This is a genomic window from Nocardiopsis gilva YIM 90087 (genome assembly GCF_002263495.1).
Lineage (GTDB): Bacteria > Actinomycetota > Actinomycetes > Streptosporangiales > Streptosporangiaceae > Nocardiopsis_C > Nocardiopsis_C gilva.
In genome coordinates, this window is sequence record NZ_CP022753.1 from 1,996,355 (window position 1) to 2,013,359 (window position 17,005).

Genomic DNA, 17,005 nt, shown 5'->3' on the forward strand with positions numbered 1-17,005 from the left:
GGCGAGTTTTGGTCAGGGCCGAAATTCCGCACGTTGTCCATTCGGGGGAGACGCGGTGGCGCGGTCCATCCGCGGTCGATGCGTCGGAGAGTGTTGTACGAAGGGGCCAAGGAAGACCGCTGTGGCGCTCCGTGATGGACAAGAGGGTGCGCTGCCCGGAGGACTAGCGTCACCGGTATGTCTACGCGTCCGTTCTGGCTGGCCGGGGCTGCTGCTACCGGCGACGATGAGATCACGGTGACCGACCCCTACACGGGGAAGGTCACGGGAACCGTGGCGGTGCCGTCCACCGCCCAGATCGAGCAGGCCGTGGCCGCAGCGGACAGCGTGTCCGCACAGGCCGCGGCGCTGCCCGCCTATGTCCGCGCCGAAGCCCTCATGCACGTCTCCCGGCGGCTCGCAGAGCGCACCGAGGAGATCGCCGACATCATCACCGCCGAGAGCGGCAAGCCCGTGAAGTGGGCACGGGGCGAGGTCGGCCGCGCCGTTTCGGTCTTCCGCCTGGCCGCTGAGGAGGCCCGCCGCGACAGCGGAGAGCTGCAGCGACTCGACACCGACGCCGGGGGTACCGGCCGCATCGCGATGATCCGCCGCGTGCCCAAGGGCCCGGTGCTGGGTATCGCGCCGTTCAACTTCCCGCTCAATCTGGTCGCCCACAAAGTGGCCCCGGCCATCGCCGTCGGCGCCCCGATCATCCTGAAGCCGGCCCCCGCCACCCCCATGACCGCCCTGGTCCTCGGTGAGATCCTGGCCGAGACCGACCTGCCGCGCGGCATGGTCTCCGTGCTGCCGATGCCCAACGAGCGTGCCGCCGCGCTCATCACCGACCCGCGGCTGCCCGTCATCTCCTTCACCGGCGGCCAGTTCGGCTGGGAACTGCAGCGCACGGCCCCGCACAAGCACATCACCCTGGAGCTGGGCGGCAACGCCGCGGCCGTCGTGCTCGCCGACGCCGACCTCGACTGGGCGGCCCGGCGCATCGCGCTGTTCGGCAACAACCAGGCCGGCCAGGTCTGCATCGGCGTGCAGCGCGTCATCGTCGAGGACGCGGTCTACGACGAGTTCGTCGACCAGCTGGTGCGGCGCGTCGAGGAGCTGCCGACCGGCGACCCGCGCGACCCGGCCACCGAGGTCGGCCCGATGATCAACGAGGAGGCGGCGGTCCGCGTCGCCGCATGGGTCGAGGAGGCCGTGAAGGAGGGCGCCCTACTGCTCACCGGTGGGAAGCGCGACGGCGTCACGCTGGCCCCCGCCGTCCTGGCGGACGCGCCGGCCAACGCCAAGGTGGTGCGCGAGGAGGTGTTCGGCCCCGTTCTGGTGGTGAGCCGGGTCAGCGACGTCGACCAGGCGTTCGCCGAGGTGAACAGCGGTGATTTCGGTCTCCAGACCGGCGTGTTCACCCGCGACCTGCAGGTGGCGTTCCGGGCCCATCGCGAGCTGGAGGTGGGCGGTGTGATCATCGGCGATGTGCCGACCTTCCGGGCCGATCAGATGCCCTACGGCGGAGTGAAGAAGTCGGGGGTCGGCAAGGAGGGCGTCCGCCCGGCGATGGACGACCTCACCTACGAGCGCGTCATGGTGATGACCGGCGTGGACCTGTGACGGGCGTCACATGTTCGTCGTGGTGGTGACCAGCGGGTAACTTGCAGGGGGCGCCGCGGTGCCCCCTGAGCTCCCTGGGCGGCGGTGTGTCGAAGTCGCGACTTCGACACACCGCCGCCCGCTGTTGGGGCGGGGGCGGTAGCGGGCGACGCGGAGGTCAAGGCCGCCGTTTCGGTCGTACTTGCGAGTCCTTTGCGGGGCATAGCATTGCGGCGCTGTCACCTGCGGTGTGGCTCACAGCGAAGTGGAAGCGACGTCATCCGGGCGCGGTGACGTGGACACACTCCGTAAGCACTCCCACGTGGAAAGGACAATGATGTCCCCCGACACCATCGGCCTCGCGCTCCTCCTGCTCGGAGTGCTGCTCCTGGTCGCAAAGCTCGTCCGGGTGAAATGGCGGCTCGCGCAGAGGCTGTTCATTCCGAGTTCGATCATCGGCGGCGCCATCGCCCTGATCCTCGGCCCGGACGTCCTGGGCGCCATCGCCTCGTGGCTCGGCACCGACCGCTTCGCCGACGCCGGCATCTTCACCGCGGACATCCGCGAGGTCTGGTCCACGCTGCCCGGAATGCTCATCTCGGTGGTGTTCGCCGGGCTCTTCCTCGGCCACCGCATCCCCAACGTCCGCGAGGCCGGGCGCATGGCCGGGCCGCAGCTCATGTTCGGTCTCACCCTGGCCAGCGGCCAGTACGTGATCGGCCTGCTGCTCGCGCTGCTCGTGCTCGTACCGGTGTTCGGCCTGCCACCGCTGACGGGCGCGCTGATCGAGATCGGGTTCGAGGGCGGCCACGGCACCGCGGGCGGCCTGGGCGACACCTTCACCGAGTTCGGCTTCCCGGAGGGCCAGGACCTCGCGCTGGGCATGGCCACCGTGGGGCTGCTGTCCGGCATCATCCTCGGCATCGTCCTGATCAACTGGGGGGTGCGCCGCGGCAAGACCGCCGAGCTGAAGGCGAGTGCCACCCCCTCGGTCTCCGAGCAGATGGGCATCGTGGAGCGCGAGAACCGCCGCTCGGCCGCCACGCTGACCGTCCACCCCTCGTCGATCGAGCCGCTGGCCATGCACTTCGGCCTGCTGGCCATCGCGGTGATCATCGGCCAGCTCATCCTGTCGGGCATGCAGTGGGTCGAGCAGATCTTCTGGGCCGACACGATCGAGCTGTTCAAGTACGTGCCGCTGTTCCCGATCGCGATGATCGGCGGCATCATCGTCCAGACCGTCATCGACCGGTTCGACCGGCACCAGGTCGTCGACCAGCTGATGATCGAGCGGATCCAGGGCTTCTCCCTGGACATGCTGATCATCTCCGCCCTGGGGACCCTCTCCCTCCAGGTCCTGGCCGCGAACTTCATGCCCTTCCTGCTGCTGGCGGTGTGCGGTCTGGCCTGGTCGGTCGGCGCGTTCCTGCTGCTGGCCCCGCGGATGCTGCCCGACTACTGGTTCGAGCGCGGTATCGGCGACTTCGGCCAGTCCATGGGTGTCACCGCCACCGGGCTGATCCTGATGCGCATCGCCGACCCCGAGCTGCGCACCCCCGCCTACCCGGCGTTCGGGTACAAGCAGCTGGTGCTCGAGCCGTTCTTCGGTGGCGGCCTGGTGACCGCGGCGGCGATCCCCCTGATCGTGGCGTTCGGCCCCCTGCCGCTGCTCGTCGTCATGGCCGTGGTGCTCGCCTTCTCCGTGGCGGTCGGCCTGCTGGTCTTCGGCCGCAAACGCGGCGCGTCGGCGGCGTCGGAACCGGCGGCCAGCACCGAGTAGACACCCCGCCCGTCCTTGCTCCGTTGATCTCGGGGATATTGGGGTAAAAATCGGCTCTGAGACCCCGATATCTCCGAGATCAACGGAGCAGGCGTGCTTACAGGGTGCGGGCCCTGCGGTAGAGGCGCCGGGCCTCCGCGCCCAGCCGCGGCCCGTACTGGGTACTCGGGTCGGTGACGTACTTGAAGCTGATGACGGAGACCAGAGTGCCGATGCCGGTCGCGGGGTCGAAGTCGGCCAGCCACGGCCCGCCGCTGGACCCCTGCGTCATCACGCAGCGCATCCCGTTCGCGGTCGTCCCGCCCCGGTCGGCACGGGTGTCGCCGGAGCAGTAGTGGAGATGGTCGCCCCGGTAGGGCGGGGTGGACGGATACCCGAACGCGTAGCTCTGCTGCGGCCGGCGGCCGAAGGCGACCCGCTGCGCGCCGGTCCGGTCCTGGACGTGGGCGCCACCCGCGGAGTTGAGCACCGCCGCCCCGAAGTCGAAGCTCTCATCGGCCTTCTTGGCCCACTTCGAGGGCACCAGCAGCTCGCGGGCGGTGAAGCGGCCGTAGGGCTGGTGTCCGTCCGCGTAGGCGGGCACGAACGTCCAGTTCCGCGCCCAGGACCCGGTGCCGTCCTTCAGGCAGTGCCCCGCGGTGAACACGGTGTCCCGGTTCTTCGCGCGCACCACCGAGGCGCTGCACGTGAAGTCCCGCCCGTCGATCGTCAGGTAGACCTTGCCGGTGGTCCGGGCGACCTGGCCGCCGTGCGTCCAGCGCTCCCCGGTGCTGTTGGAGCGCGGTGCCGCCGCCCGGGAGCGTGCGGCCGGGCCGAGGGGCAGCAGGGGGAGGCCGGCGACCACGCCGTCGACGACCCGGCCCAGCGGTACCGCCGCGTCCATGCGCTCGCGGCTCCAGTAGGCGAGCACGTCCGCCTGTTCGGCCGGCCCGTGCGCCGCGGACTGGCGGACGGTGCTGTCACTCGGGGGGCGCGCCGAGGGCGCGACATCGACGGGGGCGGCGGTGGCGGAGGGGGCACCGGCCAGCACGAGGCTGAGTGCCACGAGAGGCCCGAGAACCCTGGGAACGAGGGGCGAAGTCATGATCACGAGCATGCCATACACACGGTTATCGCACCCCTACTTTGGGTTTGGGCGACGTGCGTCATGGGAAAAACGGGCGCCCCGCGCTGAGACGGGGCGCCCGTTCGCGTCGTTCGGCGTGTCGGACCGGGTCAGGCGGTCGGCACCGTCAGGGTCGACGGGGCGTCCTCGGGCGAGCTGAACACCACCCGCTGTCCGATCCGGCTCTCGTTCACGTAGCGCAGGTCCACGGTGTCGATGACGAGCGCCAGCCGGTCGCCGGCCGGCACGTCCCACACCACGGGCTCCAGATCGACGTCGACCGTCACCGGCGTGCCCGGATCGGCGTCGCGCAGGGTGTAGGGCTTGTGCGTGAGCAGCGCGCCGGTGCCGTGCCGGTTGATCGCGTACAGGTAGACGTACAGCGACTGCTCCCGGGCGGTCGGCGTCACCGTGAAGCGGGCGTTGGGCGTGCCGCTGACACGCACGCCGTCGGGGTAGGCGGGGCCGGTCCACACGCCCGCCCGGGCGCGGTCCACGGTCGGCAGCAGCACGCCGGTCGGGATGTCGGCGAACTGCTGCAGCGCTCCGGCGACGATCAGGGTGCCGCTGTGCGCCGTGGTGTCGATCCCGGCCCGGATGCCGTAGGTCCAGCCGGTCTCCGGTTCGGGCTCCAACCCGCCGGTGGCCTGCCAGTTCGTCCAGGAGCCGCTGGGCTTGCCGAGGTGCAGCGTTGTGTGGTCGGTCGACGCGGACTCCCAGTCGGGGTACCCGGTCCACGGGCCGCGGCCGTTGTTCGGCTTGAGCTGCACCGGATTCTCCGTGTCGATCCCGTTGTCGACGCCCTTGAGGTAGTGGTCCATCCAGCGGGTGAGCGACTCCCAGATGTCATTGGGGAGCCCGGCCGCGCCGAAGGCCTCCGGCGTGGCGTGGTCGCCGGGGGACAGCATCATCCGCTTCGGGCCGGTCAGCCGCGTGTAGAGGTCGGTCTGCTGTTTGGGCGGGAAGATCCCGTCGTTCCAGGCGTGGGCGATCATGACCGCCGTCCCGTTGGCGTTCAGCTCGTCCGCCTTGGCCAGGACCGACCTGGACTTCGCGAGTTCGAGTGCCGGCTGGATGTTGCCCTTGCGGTACTCGCGTTCCATCTCCTGCAGCGCCTCGCCTGGACGACCGGTGACCTTGCCCAGGGTGAGCAGGGCCTCGGCCGTCTGGAAGCTGATCGTCTCGTTCGGGTAGAGCGACTCCGCGAGATCGGTCCAGCCGCTCATCGCCCCGACGGCCTTCACCCGGTCGTCGACGGCCGCGGTCAGCATGCTGATGCCCGAGCCGTAGGAGATCCCGGCCATGCCGATGCGCTCGGGGTCGGCGTCGGTGTTCTCCAGCCCCCAGTCGATCACCTTGCGGGCGTCGGCGATGTCCTCCGGCCCGGCGACCTCGATCTCGCCGCCGGAGTCCCAGAAGCCGCGCGAGGTGTAGCTGATGACCTGGTACCCGGACTCCCGCGCGAGCTTCTGGCCCGCACCCACGTAGAGCAGGTTGTTGGTCGACCAGGCCGATGGCATGACCAGCAGCGGGTAGGGGCCGTCGGTGTTCGTCGGCGTGATCACCATGGCCTTGATGTCGATCCCGCCATGGCCGGGGATGGTCCGGTACTCGACGGTGGAGCCGACGGCGGCGGTGGCGGGCGGTGCGAAAGCGACTACGGCGAGTAACGAAATGAGCGTAGCGGACAGAGCCGTCCAGAACCTTTTCATGGGAGACCTCGGGAAGAACGTGCGGGAGTGAGCGGGGGGCGCGGGCGCGGCGTCGGCCGAATCGGCCCGCGTGACGTCGGGTGGCCGTGGCCGGGCGTGGTCGCCGACGGTCGTGGCCCGGGCGCCGGGCGCCCGCTGCGGATCCCACGTCGACGGTGCTGGGGTCGACCGTGGTGCTGGGTGGTTGCCGGTCGTGCTGCTCGGGGTCGGAATTGGGACGGAGGTCGGCGCCATGGCCGACCGCACGGTAGGTGACGCCTGCGTAGTTGACTGTGAGGTAACTTACGTCGAAGTTAAATTAAGACACGGCGGCCGGTTTTGTAAAGGGCGTGGCGTTCCTGCGTGTCTTCCGCTTTCCGGAGCGTGGCCGGGGCTGCTGCGACAGCGCATACGGCCTGGCCCCGCGGGTGCGCGAGAATGGGACCGTGCGAATCGCGGAACATCTTCTCGGCCAGGACATCTCCTCCGAACAGCGGCGGGAGGTGATCATTCTCGGGTCCACCGGATCGATCGGCACCCAGGCCATCGACGTCGTCACCCGCAACCCCGACCGCTTCCGGGTCGTCGGGCTGGCCGCCGGCGGCGGCCGCCTCGACCTGCTCGTCGACCAGGCGTGTGCGCTCGGCGTAGAGGTCGTGGCTGTGGCCGATCCCGACGCAGCGGCCGACCTGGGCCGACGCCTCCGCGAGCGCGGCCATCCGGCCAAGGTCCTGGCGGGGGCCGAGGGCGTCGCCGAACTCGCCTCCTGGCAGTGCGACGTCGTACTGAACGGCATCACCGGCGCGCTCGGCCTGGAGTCCACACTGGCCGCGCTGCGCGCCGGGCGGCTGCTGGCGCTCGCCAACAAGGAGTCGCTGATCATCGGCGGCCCGCTGGTCCGCGCCGTGGCCCAACCCGGCCAGATCGTGCCCGTGGACTCCGAGCACTTCGCGCTCGCCCAGTGCTTCCCGCGCGCGCTGGGCGACGACCTGACCAGCCTGGCCATGGGCCAGGTGCACGCCCCGACGGCCGAGGTGCGCAAGCTGGTGATCACGGCCAGCGGCGGACCGTTCCGCGGTCGTACGCGCGCCGAGCTCAGCGGGGTCACCCGTGGGCAGGCGCTGAACCACCCCACCTGGAGCATGGGCCCGGTCATCACGGTGAACTCGGCGACCCTCGTCAACAAGGGGCTGGAGGTCATCGAGGCCCACCTGCTCTTCGACGTCCCCCTCGACCGGATCGAGGTCGTGGTGCACCCGCAGTCGGTGATCCACTCCATGGTCGAGTACACCGACGGCTCCACCCTCGCCCAGGCAAGCCCGCCCAGCATGTGCATCCCGATCGCCTACGGCATCGGCTGGCCGCACCGGGTCGACGCCGTTGCTCCGGCCATCGACTGGACGCGGGCGCACACCTGGACCTTCGAGCCGCTGGACGGCGACGCCTTCCCGTCGGTCGACCTGGCCTGCGAGGTCGGCGCGGCCGGAGGGACCGCCCCCGCCGTCTACAACGCGGCCAACGAGGAGGCCGTGGACGCGTTTCTTGCCGGAAGGCTGGCATTTCCCGCGATCGTGGACACCATCGCCCAGGTAGTCTCAGAGCATCAGCAGCCGGACACCAGTTCCGCTCTCGCATTGGCCGACGTCTACGCGGCCGACGCGTGGGCCCGCGAGCGGGCCCGGGAACTGATCTCCCGCTCCGCATGACGAGAGGCACGGAAGGTCTATGGTCACGCTTCTGACCACGCTCGGGATCATCCTGTTCTTCCTCGGGCTCCTGTTCTCCATCGCCTGGCACGAGCTCGGGCACCTCGGCACCGCGAAGATGTTCGGCATCCGGTGCACCCAGTACATGGTCGGCTTCGGCAAGACCCTGTGGTCGAGGAAGGTGGGCGACACCGAGTACGGCGTGAAGCTGGTCCCGCTCGGCGGCTATGTGCGGATGGTGGGGATGATCCCACCGGCCGCCAAGAAGGGCGACGCCTCCGGCAAGCCGATGTCGCGGTGGCGGGCGATGATCGAGGACGCCCGCGAGGCGAGCAACGTCGAGATCGAACCGGGCGACGAGGACCGCCAGTTCTACCAGCGCGCGCCGTGGAAGCGGCTCATCGTGATGGTGGGCGGTCCGGCGATGAACCTCGTCCTCGCGGTCATCCTGTTCTCGATCGTGCTCATGGGCATCGGCGTCATGCAGCCCACCACCACCATCGGGTCCGTCAGCGAGTGCGTCGTCCCGGCCGACGCGCAGTCGGCGGAGTGCCCGAAGGACGCGCCGCCGAGCCCGGCCGCCGCGGCCGGATTCGAGGCCGGCGACGAGATCGTCAAGGTCGGCGACACGCCCACCCCCACCTGGGAGGCGGCCAACCTGGCGATCCGCGACTCCATCGGCCCGACCGACATCGAGGTGCGGCGCGACGGCGCGACCGTGACGCTCACCCCGGACCTGATCGAGAACCAGGTCATCGCGCGCGACGCCGACGGCGAGATCATCTACAAGACCGACGCGGACGGCGACCGGCTCAAGGACGACATGGGCTACAACGTCCCCGCCCTGCAGACCGCCGGGTTCCTCGGGATCACCTTCTCCTCCGAGCGCCAGGCGATGGGGCTGGGCGACAGCGCCGCCTTCATGGGCGACATGGTGGTCGGCGTCGGCAACGCGCTGATCTCGCTGCCGTCCAAGGTCGACGACGTGTTCGGCGCGGCCTTCCTCGGCGAGAAGCGCACGGTGGACTCCCCGGTGGGCATCGTGGGCGCCTCGCGGATCGGCGGCGAGATCCTCTCCCAGCCGATCCCGATCGTGGACCGGGGGGCGTTCCTGCTGAACATGCTGGCCGGGGTCAACCTGTTCCTGTTCGCCTTCAACATGCTGCCGATCCTGCCGCTGGACGGCGGGCACATCGTGGGGGCGCTGTGGGAGTCGCTGCGCCGCAACGTGGCGCGGCTCTTCCGCCGCCCCGACCCCGGCCCGTTCGACGTCGCCCAGCTCATGCCGGTCGCCTACATCGTGGTGGCGTGCTTCGTCGCGTTCAGCCTGATGCTGCTCGTCGCCGACGTGGTCAACCCGGTACGCCTGGTGCAGTGACGCGGAGCGGCAACGGGGGACGGGATTGCGGCACGCATCGGACCTGCGTTTCGTCACCTCCTGTTCCCGCACATCAGGCGCACGCGCCCGCGTAGGGCCGGTAACCTGGCAGAGGCGGACGGAATCCGCGAGTGTCCCTCCCGCGTTCCGGTCGCGGGGCGCCGTGCGCGTGCCAGTTGGTGCGCCGGTGCCTTTGGAGACTGCGGTGCCCCTCCGCACCACAGTGCGCCCAGGTGCCCAATTGGTACTCATGACTTCAAGTGCGACGCCGCCGGCCGACTCCGGTGGTCGAGGAGTGAGACTGCGTGACCATCGATCTTGGAATGCCTTCCGCGCCCGTGCGCCCGCTCGCGACGCGGCGCCAATCGCGGCAGATCATGGTCGGGAATGTGCCCGTCGGGGGCGACGCCCCGGTGTCGGTGCAGTCGATGACGACAGCGGTGACCGCGGACATCAACTCCACGCTGCAGCAGATCGCCGAGCTCACGGCCACCGGCTGCCAGATCGTGCGGGTGGCGGTGCCCACCGCTGATGACGCCGAGGCGCTGCCGATCATCGCCAAGAAGTCGCAGATCCCGGTGATCGCCGACATCCACTTCCAGCCCAAGTACGTCTTCGCCGCGATCGACGCGGGCTGCGCGGCGGTGCGGGTCAACCCGGGCAACATCAAGAAGTTCGACGACAAGGTCGGCGAGATCGCCAAGGCCGCCAGTGACGCCGGGGTGCCCATCCGCATCGGCGTCAACGCCGGGTCGCTGGACAAGCGGCTGCTGGCCAAGTACGGCAAGGCCACGCCCGAGGCACTGGTGGAGTCGGCGCTGTGGGAGTGCTCGCTGTTCGAGGAGCACGGCTTCCGCGACATCAAGATCTCGGTCAAGCACAACGACCCGGTCGTGATGATCAACGCCTACCGCCAGCTCGCCGAGGCCTGCGACTACCCGCTCCACCTGGGCGTCACCGAGGCCGGCCCGGCCTTCCAGGGCACCATCAAGTCCTCGGTGGCCTTCGGCGCGCTGCTGGCCGAGGGCATCGGCGACACCATCCGGGTGTCGCTGTCCTCGCCTCCGGCCGAGGAGGTCAAGGTCGGCATCCAGATCCTGGAGTCGCTGGGCCTGCGTGAGCGGGGCCTGGAGATCGTCTCCTGCCCGAGCTGCGGCCGGGCCCAGGTCGATGTCTACACGCTGGCCGAGGAGGTCACGGCCGGTCTGGAGGGCATGGACGTGCCGCTCCGGGTGGCCGTGATGGGCTGCGTGGTCAACGGGCCGGGCGAGGCGCGCGACGCCGATCTGGGCGTGGCCTCCGGTAACGGCAAGGGCCAGATCTTCGTCAAGGGCGAGGTCATCAAGACCGTGCCGGAGTCCAAGATCGTGGAGACCCTGATCGAGGAGGCCATGCGCCTGGCCGAGGAGATGAAGGACGCCGGGACGGAGTCGGGCGAGCCCAGCGTCGCCGTCGCGGACTGACGCGCGCCGGGACCCCAGTCCCATCCGAGATTCCCGCGAACGGGCGGGGAGCGATCCGCTCCCCGCCCGTTCGCGTTACGTGCCGAAGGTGACGGGGTCAAAAAGGTTCACACCGGGACGCATGACGTCCTTGGTGTTCCGGGTGACGAGGGTGAGCCCGTGCACCTTTGCGGATGCGGCCAGGAGGCCGTCGATCACCGGCATGGGGTCGGGAACATTCATCCGGGCCCACTCCTCGGCGATCTCGTTGGTTATCGGCAGAACCCGCTCGGAATAGGAGACGCGGATCTGGTCGAGCCAGCGGTCGAACGCGTCCGCCTGCGCGGGATCACGCCGTCGCAGGCGTTCGATACCGCGCCGGATCTCTCCTATGACGAGGACGCTGGTGTAGATCTCCTCCGAGGAGACGCTGGACCGCCAGAGCTGGGCCCGAGGGTCGGGGGCGGACTTCCGCAGCTCCGAAATCACGTTGGTGTCGACGAGATAGCTCACGAGGCGTCACCGAGGTCGATCTCCCTCGGCAGCTCCGCTGGGCGTGTCAGGTCGAGGTCCTCCAGGCCAGGGCCATCGAACAGGAGCTCCTTGAAATCCTTGGTGCGGCCAAGGAGGCGCCGGTACTCAGTGACGTCCATGACGACGACGTCTTCTTCGCCGTGCCGGGTAACGATCTGTGGTCCGTCGTCCTTCGCCCGGCGGGCGACCTCGCTGAAGCGCTGTTTCGCTTCTTGGAGCTGCCAGCTCATCAACATCGCTCCGTCTAGTCTGTCTAGACAGAATTCTACTGCACTCTTCCCCTCGGTGTGTGACGTGCGGCGATGTGCGTGACGCCCGCCATGAAGCCCAGACCACAGGGAAATGTGATGTCATGCACAATTGTGCATGTTTCATTGCGCGTATAGGCAACGTTTGTGGGGTATTCGACTTCATCCTGCAAAGGATGATGGTTCTGTTACCCAGGTAACACGGGTACCGTTGCAACGGTGCGTTTCCGGCATATCGGGACATGTGTGGCGTGCTGTCCCGGCATCCCCATCACGCCGTAGCGCACACCCCGTACATCCACGTGCGTCTGTACGTCGTCGTGCAGTCCGTACGTCATGCCGACATTCACCCCCTAGGAGCATGCAGTTGGTCGAGGACACCGCGCAGAAACAAGCCGTGGCTCCGGCGCCGCCCGGGATCGGTGCGCGCATCAAGCGGTGCAAGCCGGTGGAACGGCTGGTCGATGAGACCGGTCAGGGCCAGGGCGGCAGCCTGAAGCGATCGATGGGCCTGGCGCAGCTGACGATGATCAGCATCGGCGCCACCCTGGGCACCGGCATCTTCGTCGTGCTCGGAGAGGCGGTTCCGGTCGCCGGGCCGGCCGTCATCCTGGCGTTCGTCATCGCCGGCGTGACCGCGCTCTTCTCGGCGCTCGCCTACGCCGAGCTCGCCGGAATGATCCCGGCCTCCGGCTCGGCCTACTCCTACACCTACGCCACCATGGGCGAACTCGTCGCCTGGGTGTGCGGCTGGTGTCTGATGCTCACCTATGGCGTGTCGGTGGCCGCCGTCGCCGTCGGCTGGGGCGAGTACATCAACCAGCTGCTGTACCTGGTGACCGGTGTCGCGCTTCCGGACTCCCTCGCCCAGCCGCCCGGCGCCGACGGCGGGATCATCAACCTGCCCGCGGCCGTGGTGGTCGTGCTCGCGATGGTCGCGCTGCTGGTCGGCATCCGCGAGAGTGCCTGGCTGAACGGCCTCATGGTCGTCATCAAGCTCGGCGTGCTGGCCATGTTCGTGGTCATCGCCATGACCGCGGTGCAGGACGGCAACTTCGCCCCCTTCATGCCGCTGGGCATGGCGGGCGTGAGCGCCGCCGGTGCGACCCTGTTCTTCTCCTATATCGGGTTCGACGCCGCCTCCACCGCCGGTGAGGAGGCGAAGAACCCCCAGCGCGACCTGCCGCGCGCCATCATGCTCTCGATGATCATCGTGACCGCGCTGTACTGCCTGGTGGCCTTCGCCGCCGTGGGCGCGGTGCCGTGGACCATCTTCGAGGACACCGAGGCGACCCTCGCGCAGATCCTCACCGACGTGACGGGCACGCCCATCTGGTCGGTCGTCTTCGCCATCGGCGCGGTCGTCGCGATCGCCAGTGTCGTCCTGGTCGTGCTCTACGGCCAGACCCGGATCCTGTTCGCGATGTCGCGCGACGGGCTCATCCCGAAGATCTTCTCCAAGGTCGACGCCAACGGCACGCCGCGCTGGAACACCATCATCCTCACCGTGTTCATCGCCGTGCTCGCCGCCCTGGTGCCGCTCGGGCACCTGGCCGACGCCACCAGCATCGGCACCCTGTTCGCCTTCGCCCTGGTCAACATCGCCGTGCTGGAGCTGCGCAGGACGCGCCCGGAGCTGAAGCGCGACTTCCGGGTGCCGTTCTCCCCCCTCACCCCGGTCCTGGGCGTCCTGAGCTGCGCCTACCTGATGCTGAGCATGGGGCTGGCCACCTGGCTGACCTTCGGGGTGTGGCTGGCCGTGGGGCTGGCGATCTACTTCGGCTACAGCATGCGCAGGTCCCAGTTGGAGGCCGAGGCCATGGAGGCCCCGGCCGTCCGGGAGCCGTAGCCCGACGCGGGACGCGTTCATGACACGCGGGGGTGGCGCCGACCGTGGCGCCACCCCCGCTCGCGTTTCGGTCGAAGACGCGCGCGTGAGATCAACAAATCGCTGTTGTTTCGTCGAACATCGCAATGAATATCCATGTGGATCGCAATATTCTGACCAGGCTTTGCGTCTACAGTGGACGGGTGGCGGAACCGTGCGAACCGGGCCCGCCCGCGATCGGGACGATGGGAGGAACAGCATGACCAGTGCTTCGGACCGGACGGGGTCCCGCACGGGCCCGGATGCGGCCGGCGCGGCACCAGCGCTGCGCATCGCCCTGGATCAGGGCACCGGCGCCAGCGGCGACGTCGAGAGCGCCCTGCGGCGCCTGGACGAGCGCGCCCGCGCGGCGGCCGAGGCCGGAGCGCGGCTGCTGATCGGCCCGGAGATGTCGATGACCGGCTACAACATCGGCGCGGACATCGACCGCCTGGCCGAACCGGCCGACGGCCCTCTGCACGCGGAGGTCGCCCGGATCGCCGCCGCGACCGGCGTCGCCCTCCTCTACGGGCACCCCGAGCGCGAGGACGGGCGCGTGTACAACACGGTCCGCCTCATCGACGGCTCCGGTGCGCCCCTCGCCGGATACCGCAAGAACCACCTCTTCGGCGACCTCGACCGCGACGCGTTCGCCCCCGGCGACACCCCGCTGGTCCAGGCCACCCTCGACGGGCTGCGGCTGGGCCTGCTCATCTGCTACGACGTTGAATTCCCCGAGATGGTGCGGGCGCACGCCCTGGCCGGCACCGAGCTCCTGCTGGTCCCCACGGCGCTGATGCGGCCCTACACCAGCGTCGCCACCACCATCGTCCCCGCCCGCGCGCTGGAGAACGGCCTCTTTGCCGCCTACGTCAACCGCTGCGACCGCGAAGGCGAGCTGGACTACTGCGGTCTGAGCTGCCTGATCGGCCCGGACGGCGGCGAGATCCTGCGGGCCGGTCCCGACGAGGAGCTGCTGGTCGCCGACGTGGACCCCGCCGCCCTGCGCGAAGCGCGCGCGGCCGCGCCCTACCTCGACGACCGCCGCCCCGAGCTCTACGCCTCGCTCACCGACGGCTGACCCGGGGTGCGCCCGCGCTGAGGCGCCACCCCACCGACACACCCGACACCCGCCCCGCACACCCCTGTGCCCACCTGGAGGATGCACTCGATGACGTCTGCCGTGCCCACCGCCGTGCCCAGCGCCGACGCGGCCGCCGGGTCCGCGGAGAAGTCGCCGCTGAAGCCGCTCAACATGTGCGGTCCCGACTTCCCGTTCGCCTACGACGAGTTCCTGGCCCACCCGGCCGGACTCGGTTCCGTGCCCGCCGACCACCACGGCACGGAGGTCGCGGTCATCGGCGGCGGCCTCTCCGGCATCATCACCGCCTACGAGCTGATGAAGATGGGCCTCAAGCCCGTCGTGTACGAGGCCGACGAGATCGGCGGGCGGCTGCGCACCGCGCGTTTCCCCGGCGTGACGGACGCAGCCGAGGATGTCGTGGCGGAGATGGGCGCCATGCGCTTCCCGCCGTCCTCGACCTCGTTCTTCCACTACGCCGACAAGATGGGGCTGCGCACCACCCCGTTCCCCAACCCGCTGGCCCCCGACACCCCCAGCACCGTGGTCGACCTCAAGGGCGAGGCGCACTACGCCCGCACCACCGACGACCTTCCCGAGGTCTACGGCGCGGTCGCCCGCGCCTGGAACGAGACCCTGGAGCGGGGCTCCCGGCACAGCGAGATGCAGCAGGCCATCCGCGACCGCGACGTCGCGCGGATGAAGGAGATCTGGAACGAGCTCGTCGCGAAGCTGGACAACCAGACCTTCTACGGCTTCCTCTGCGACTCCCCGGCCTTCTCCTCCTTCCGCTTCCGGGAGATCTTCGGCCAGGTCGGCTTCGGCACCGGCGGCTGGGACACCGACTTCCCCAACTCGATCCTGGAGATCCTCCGGGTCACCTACACCGGCGCCGACGACGACCACCTCAGCATCGTCGGCGGCTGCCAGCAGCTCCCGCTGCGGCTGTGGGAGGACGTCCCCGACAAGCTCGTCCACTGGCCCGAGGGCACCAGCCTCGCCTCGCTGCACGAGGGCGGCCCGCGCCCGGCGGTGACCGGGCTGCGCCGCACCGCCGCGCCGGGCGGGCGGGGGCCGGGGAACATCACCGTCACCGACGCCTCCGGCTCCATCCGCACCTACCCGGCCGCGGTCTTCACCGCGCAGAGCTGGATGCTGCTCAGCAAGATCGAGTGCGACGAGGACCTGCTGCCGATCGACCACTGGACCGCGATCGAGCGCACCCACTACATGGAGTCGTCCAAGCTGTTCGTGCCGGTCGACCGCCCGTTCTGGCGCGACATCGACCCCGCCACCGGACGCGACGTCATGAGCATGACGCTCACCGACCGGATGACCCGCGGCACCTACCTGCTGGAGAGCGAGGGCGACGGCCCCGCCGCGATCTGCCTCTCCTACACCTGGTGCGACGACTCGCTGAAGTGGCTCCCGCTCTCGGCCACCGAGCGCATGGAGGTCATGCTCAACTCGCTGGCCAAGGTCTACCCGGGGGTGGACGTCCGGTCGCACATCATCGGCGACCCGGTCACCGTCTCCTGGGAGGACGAGCCCTACTTCATGGGCGCGTTCAAGGCCAACCTGCCGGGGCACTACCGCTACCAGCGCCGCCTGTTCACCCACTTCAAGCAGGACCGCCTGGACGATCGGCACCGCGGCCTGTTCCTCGCGGGCGACGACATCTCGTGGACCGCCGGGTGGGCCGAGGGCGCCGTGCAGACCGCGCTCAACGCCGTGTGGGGCGTGATGAGCCACTTAGGCGGCGCCACCGACCCCCTCAACCCGGGGCCGGGCGACCGCTACGACGACATCGCGCCCGTGGAACTGCCCGAGGACTGACCCCCTGACGGGTCGGCCGACGCGTCGGCGGCGTCACCGGCCGACCCGCTCAGCATCGACTGGTCGACCAGCCGGGACAGCACCAGCGTGCTCTTCGTGCGGACGACGAACGGCTCGGCGCAGATGCGCTCGATCGTCTCCTCCAGGTGGTGCATGTCCCGGGCCCGGACCTGGACCATGGCGTCGGCCTCACCGGTGACGGTGCAGGCCGACGTCACCTCGGCGTAGCCGGCCAGCCCCGCCCTGATCTCGGCGGGCGACGTGCGCGGTCGGCAGTACACCTCGATGAACGCCTCGGTGGTCCACCCGATGGCGGCCGGTTCCAGGATGACCGTGAACCCGCGCACCGCGCCGGACTCCACCAGCCGGTCGAGCCGCCGCTTCACGGCCGAGGCGGAGAGGCCCACGGCCGAACCGATGTCGGCGAAACTGGTGCGCGCGTCGGCGCCGAGGATGGCGATGATCCGCTCATCGACGCGATCCAAACGCAATGTGGCTCCCTCGCTCCCGCAGGTCGGAAGTCGATGGTATCGACCCGGGACATAGGTGCAGGCCACCGTGTCGTTTCTCCCCATCGTGCATGATCACAGAGAGAATTCTGATGATCACCGAGGGGTGGAAGGCGGGGGCGAGGTGCGAGGGAACGCACGAAGGTTCGCGGTGGCCGGGGCCGGGCTGGTGCTGGCGTCGACAACGGTGTCGGTGACATATCCGGCGCCCGGACACGCGGAGTCGGCCGACACAGTCGCCGGCACA

The 17,005-nt window shown here is 69.7% G+C and carries 13 protein-coding genes; 8 read left to right on the forward strand and 5 right to left on the reverse strand.

Features of this window, described 5'->3' with window-relative positions:
* Window positions 1-177: 177 nt before the first annotated feature.
* Window positions 178-1,602, forward strand: coding sequence for an aldehyde dehydrogenase family protein (locus CDO52_RS09295; RefSeq protein ID WP_017617529.1), 1,425 nt, complete (start codon window positions 178-180; stop codon window positions 1,600-1,602).
* A 316-nt stretch (window positions 1,603-1,918) separates the two neighbouring features.
* On the forward strand, window positions 1,919-3,361 hold the full coding sequence (locus CDO52_RS09300; protein WP_033299488.1) for a sodium/glutamate symporter: 1,443 nt from the start codon (window positions 1,919-1,921) through the stop codon (window positions 3,359-3,361).
* Between the two features lie 97 nt (window positions 3,362-3,458).
* Here CDO52_RS09300 and CDO52_RS09305 read toward each other — a convergent pair whose 3' ends face one another.
* Both CDO52_RS09305 and CDO52_RS09310 read right to left on the reverse strand, forming a co-directional pair.
* Entirely contained in the window at window positions 3,459-4,445 is a 987-nt protein-coding gene (locus CDO52_RS09305) for a trypsin-like serine peptidase (protein WP_026125568.1), read from the reverse strand.
* A gap of 131 nt (window positions 4,446-4,576) precedes the next feature.
* Complete coding sequence (locus CDO52_RS09310; RefSeq protein WP_017617532.1) at window positions 4,577-6,178, reverse strand: CocE/NonD family hydrolase; 1,602 nt, start codon at window positions 6,176-6,178, stop codon at window positions 4,577-4,579.
* Window positions 6,179-6,663: 485 nt separating this feature from the next.
* Between CDO52_RS09310 and dxr the strand changes: the two genes are divergently transcribed.
* From dxr to ispG, 3 genes are all read left to right on the forward strand, one after another.
* A complete protein-coding gene (gene dxr / locus CDO52_RS09315) occupies window positions 6,664-7,863 on the forward strand; it encodes a 1-deoxy-D-xylulose-5-phosphate reductoisomerase (RefSeq protein WP_232524489.1) in 1,200 nt (399 codons plus the stop codon).
* Window positions 7,864-7,882: 19 nt separating this feature from the next.
* Complete coding sequence (locus tag CDO52_RS09320) at window positions 7,883-9,241, forward strand: M50 family metallopeptidase (RefSeq protein WP_017617534.1); 1,359 nt, start codon at window positions 7,883-7,885, stop codon at window positions 9,239-9,241.
* 305 nt (window positions 9,242-9,546) lie between these two features.
* Complete coding sequence (gene ispG, locus CDO52_RS09325; protein ID WP_026125570.1) at window positions 9,547-10,704, forward strand: flavodoxin-dependent (E)-4-hydroxy-3-methylbut-2-enyl-diphosphate synthase; 1,158 nt, start codon at window positions 9,547-9,549, stop codon at window positions 10,702-10,704.
* Window positions 10,705-10,779: 75 nt separating this feature from the next.
* Here ispG and CDO52_RS09330 read toward each other — a convergent pair whose 3' ends face one another.
* On the reverse strand, window positions 10,780-11,196 hold the full coding sequence (locus CDO52_RS09330; protein WP_017617536.1) for a type II toxin-antitoxin system VapC family toxin: 417 nt from the start codon (window positions 11,194-11,196) through the stop codon (window positions 10,780-10,782).
* On the reverse strand, window positions 11,193-11,447 hold the full coding sequence (locus CDO52_RS09335) for a type II toxin-antitoxin system Phd/YefM family antitoxin (protein ID WP_026125571.1): 255 nt from the start codon (window positions 11,445-11,447) through the stop codon (window positions 11,193-11,195). The genes CDO52_RS09330 and CDO52_RS09335 overlap by 4 nt, the downstream gene beginning before the upstream one ends.
* A 379-nt stretch (window positions 11,448-11,826) precedes the next feature.
* On the opposite strand from CDO52_RS09335, the gene CDO52_RS09340 reads away from it, so the two are divergent.
* From CDO52_RS09340 to CDO52_RS09350, 3 genes are all read left to right on the forward strand, one after another.
* Window positions 11,827-13,314, forward strand: coding sequence for an amino acid permease (locus CDO52_RS09340; protein WP_094932321.1), 1,488 nt, complete (start codon window positions 11,827-11,829; stop codon window positions 13,312-13,314).
* Window positions 13,315-13,552: 238 nt separating this feature from the next.
* Window positions 13,553-14,413: a carbon-nitrogen hydrolase family protein gene (locus CDO52_RS09345; RefSeq protein WP_017617539.1), complete on the forward strand. Its 861-nt coding sequence runs from the start codon at window positions 13,553-13,555 to the stop codon at window positions 14,411-14,413.
* A gap of 90 nt (window positions 14,414-14,503) precedes the next feature.
* On the forward strand, window positions 14,504-16,249 hold the full coding sequence (locus tag CDO52_RS09350; RefSeq protein ID WP_094932322.1) for a flavin monoamine oxidase family protein: 1,746 nt from the start codon (window positions 14,504-14,506) through the stop codon (window positions 16,247-16,249).
* Here the strand turns inward: CDO52_RS09350 and CDO52_RS09355 are convergent.
* Window positions 16,210-16,740 carry an Lrp/AsnC family transcriptional regulator gene (locus tag CDO52_RS09355; protein WP_051060662.1) on the reverse strand — a complete coding sequence of 177 codons (531 nt, stop codon included), beginning with the start codon at window positions 16,738-16,740 and terminating at the stop codon, window positions 16,210-16,212. The genes CDO52_RS09350 and CDO52_RS09355 overlap by 40 nt on opposite strands.
* Between the last annotated feature and the right edge of the window lie 265 nt (window positions 16,741-17,005).

Bases quoted from the DNA above. Each gene is read 5' to 3' on its own strand.
- CDO52_RS09320 (WP_017617534.1), top strand. From the start codon at position 7,883: ATGGTCACGCTTCTGACCACGCTCGGGATCATCCTGTTCTTCCTCGGG.
- CDO52_RS09310 (WP_017617532.1), bottom strand. From the start codon at position 6,178: ATGAAAAGGTTCTGGACGGCTCTGTCCGCTACGCTCATTTCGTTACTC.
- CDO52_RS09345 (WP_017617539.1), top strand. From the start codon at position 13,553: ATGACCAGTGCTTCGGACCGGACGGGGTCCCGCACGGGCCCGGATGCG.
- CDO52_RS09305 (WP_026125568.1), bottom strand. From the start codon at position 4,445: ATGACTTCGCCCCTCGTTCCCAGGGTTCTCGGGCCTCTCGTGGCACTC.
- CDO52_RS09300 (WP_033299488.1), top strand. From the start codon at position 1,919: ATGTCCCCCGACACCATCGGCCTCGCGCTCCTCCTGCTCGGAGTGCTG.
- CDO52_RS09295 (WP_017617529.1), top strand. From the start codon at position 178: ATGTCTACGCGTCCGTTCTGGCTGGCCGGGGCTGCTGCTACCGGCGAC.
- CDO52_RS09350 (WP_094932322.1), top strand. From the start codon at position 14,504: ATGACGTCTGCCGTGCCCACCGCCGTGCCCAGCGCCGACGCGGCCGCC.
- CDO52_RS09340 (WP_094932321.1), top strand. From the start codon at position 11,827: ATGCAGTTGGTCGAGGACACCGCGCAGAAACAAGCCGTGGCTCCGGCG.
- CDO52_RS09335 (WP_026125571.1), bottom strand. From the start codon at position 11,447: ATGAGCTGGCAGCTCCAAGAAGCGAAACAGCGCTTCAGCGAGGTCGCC.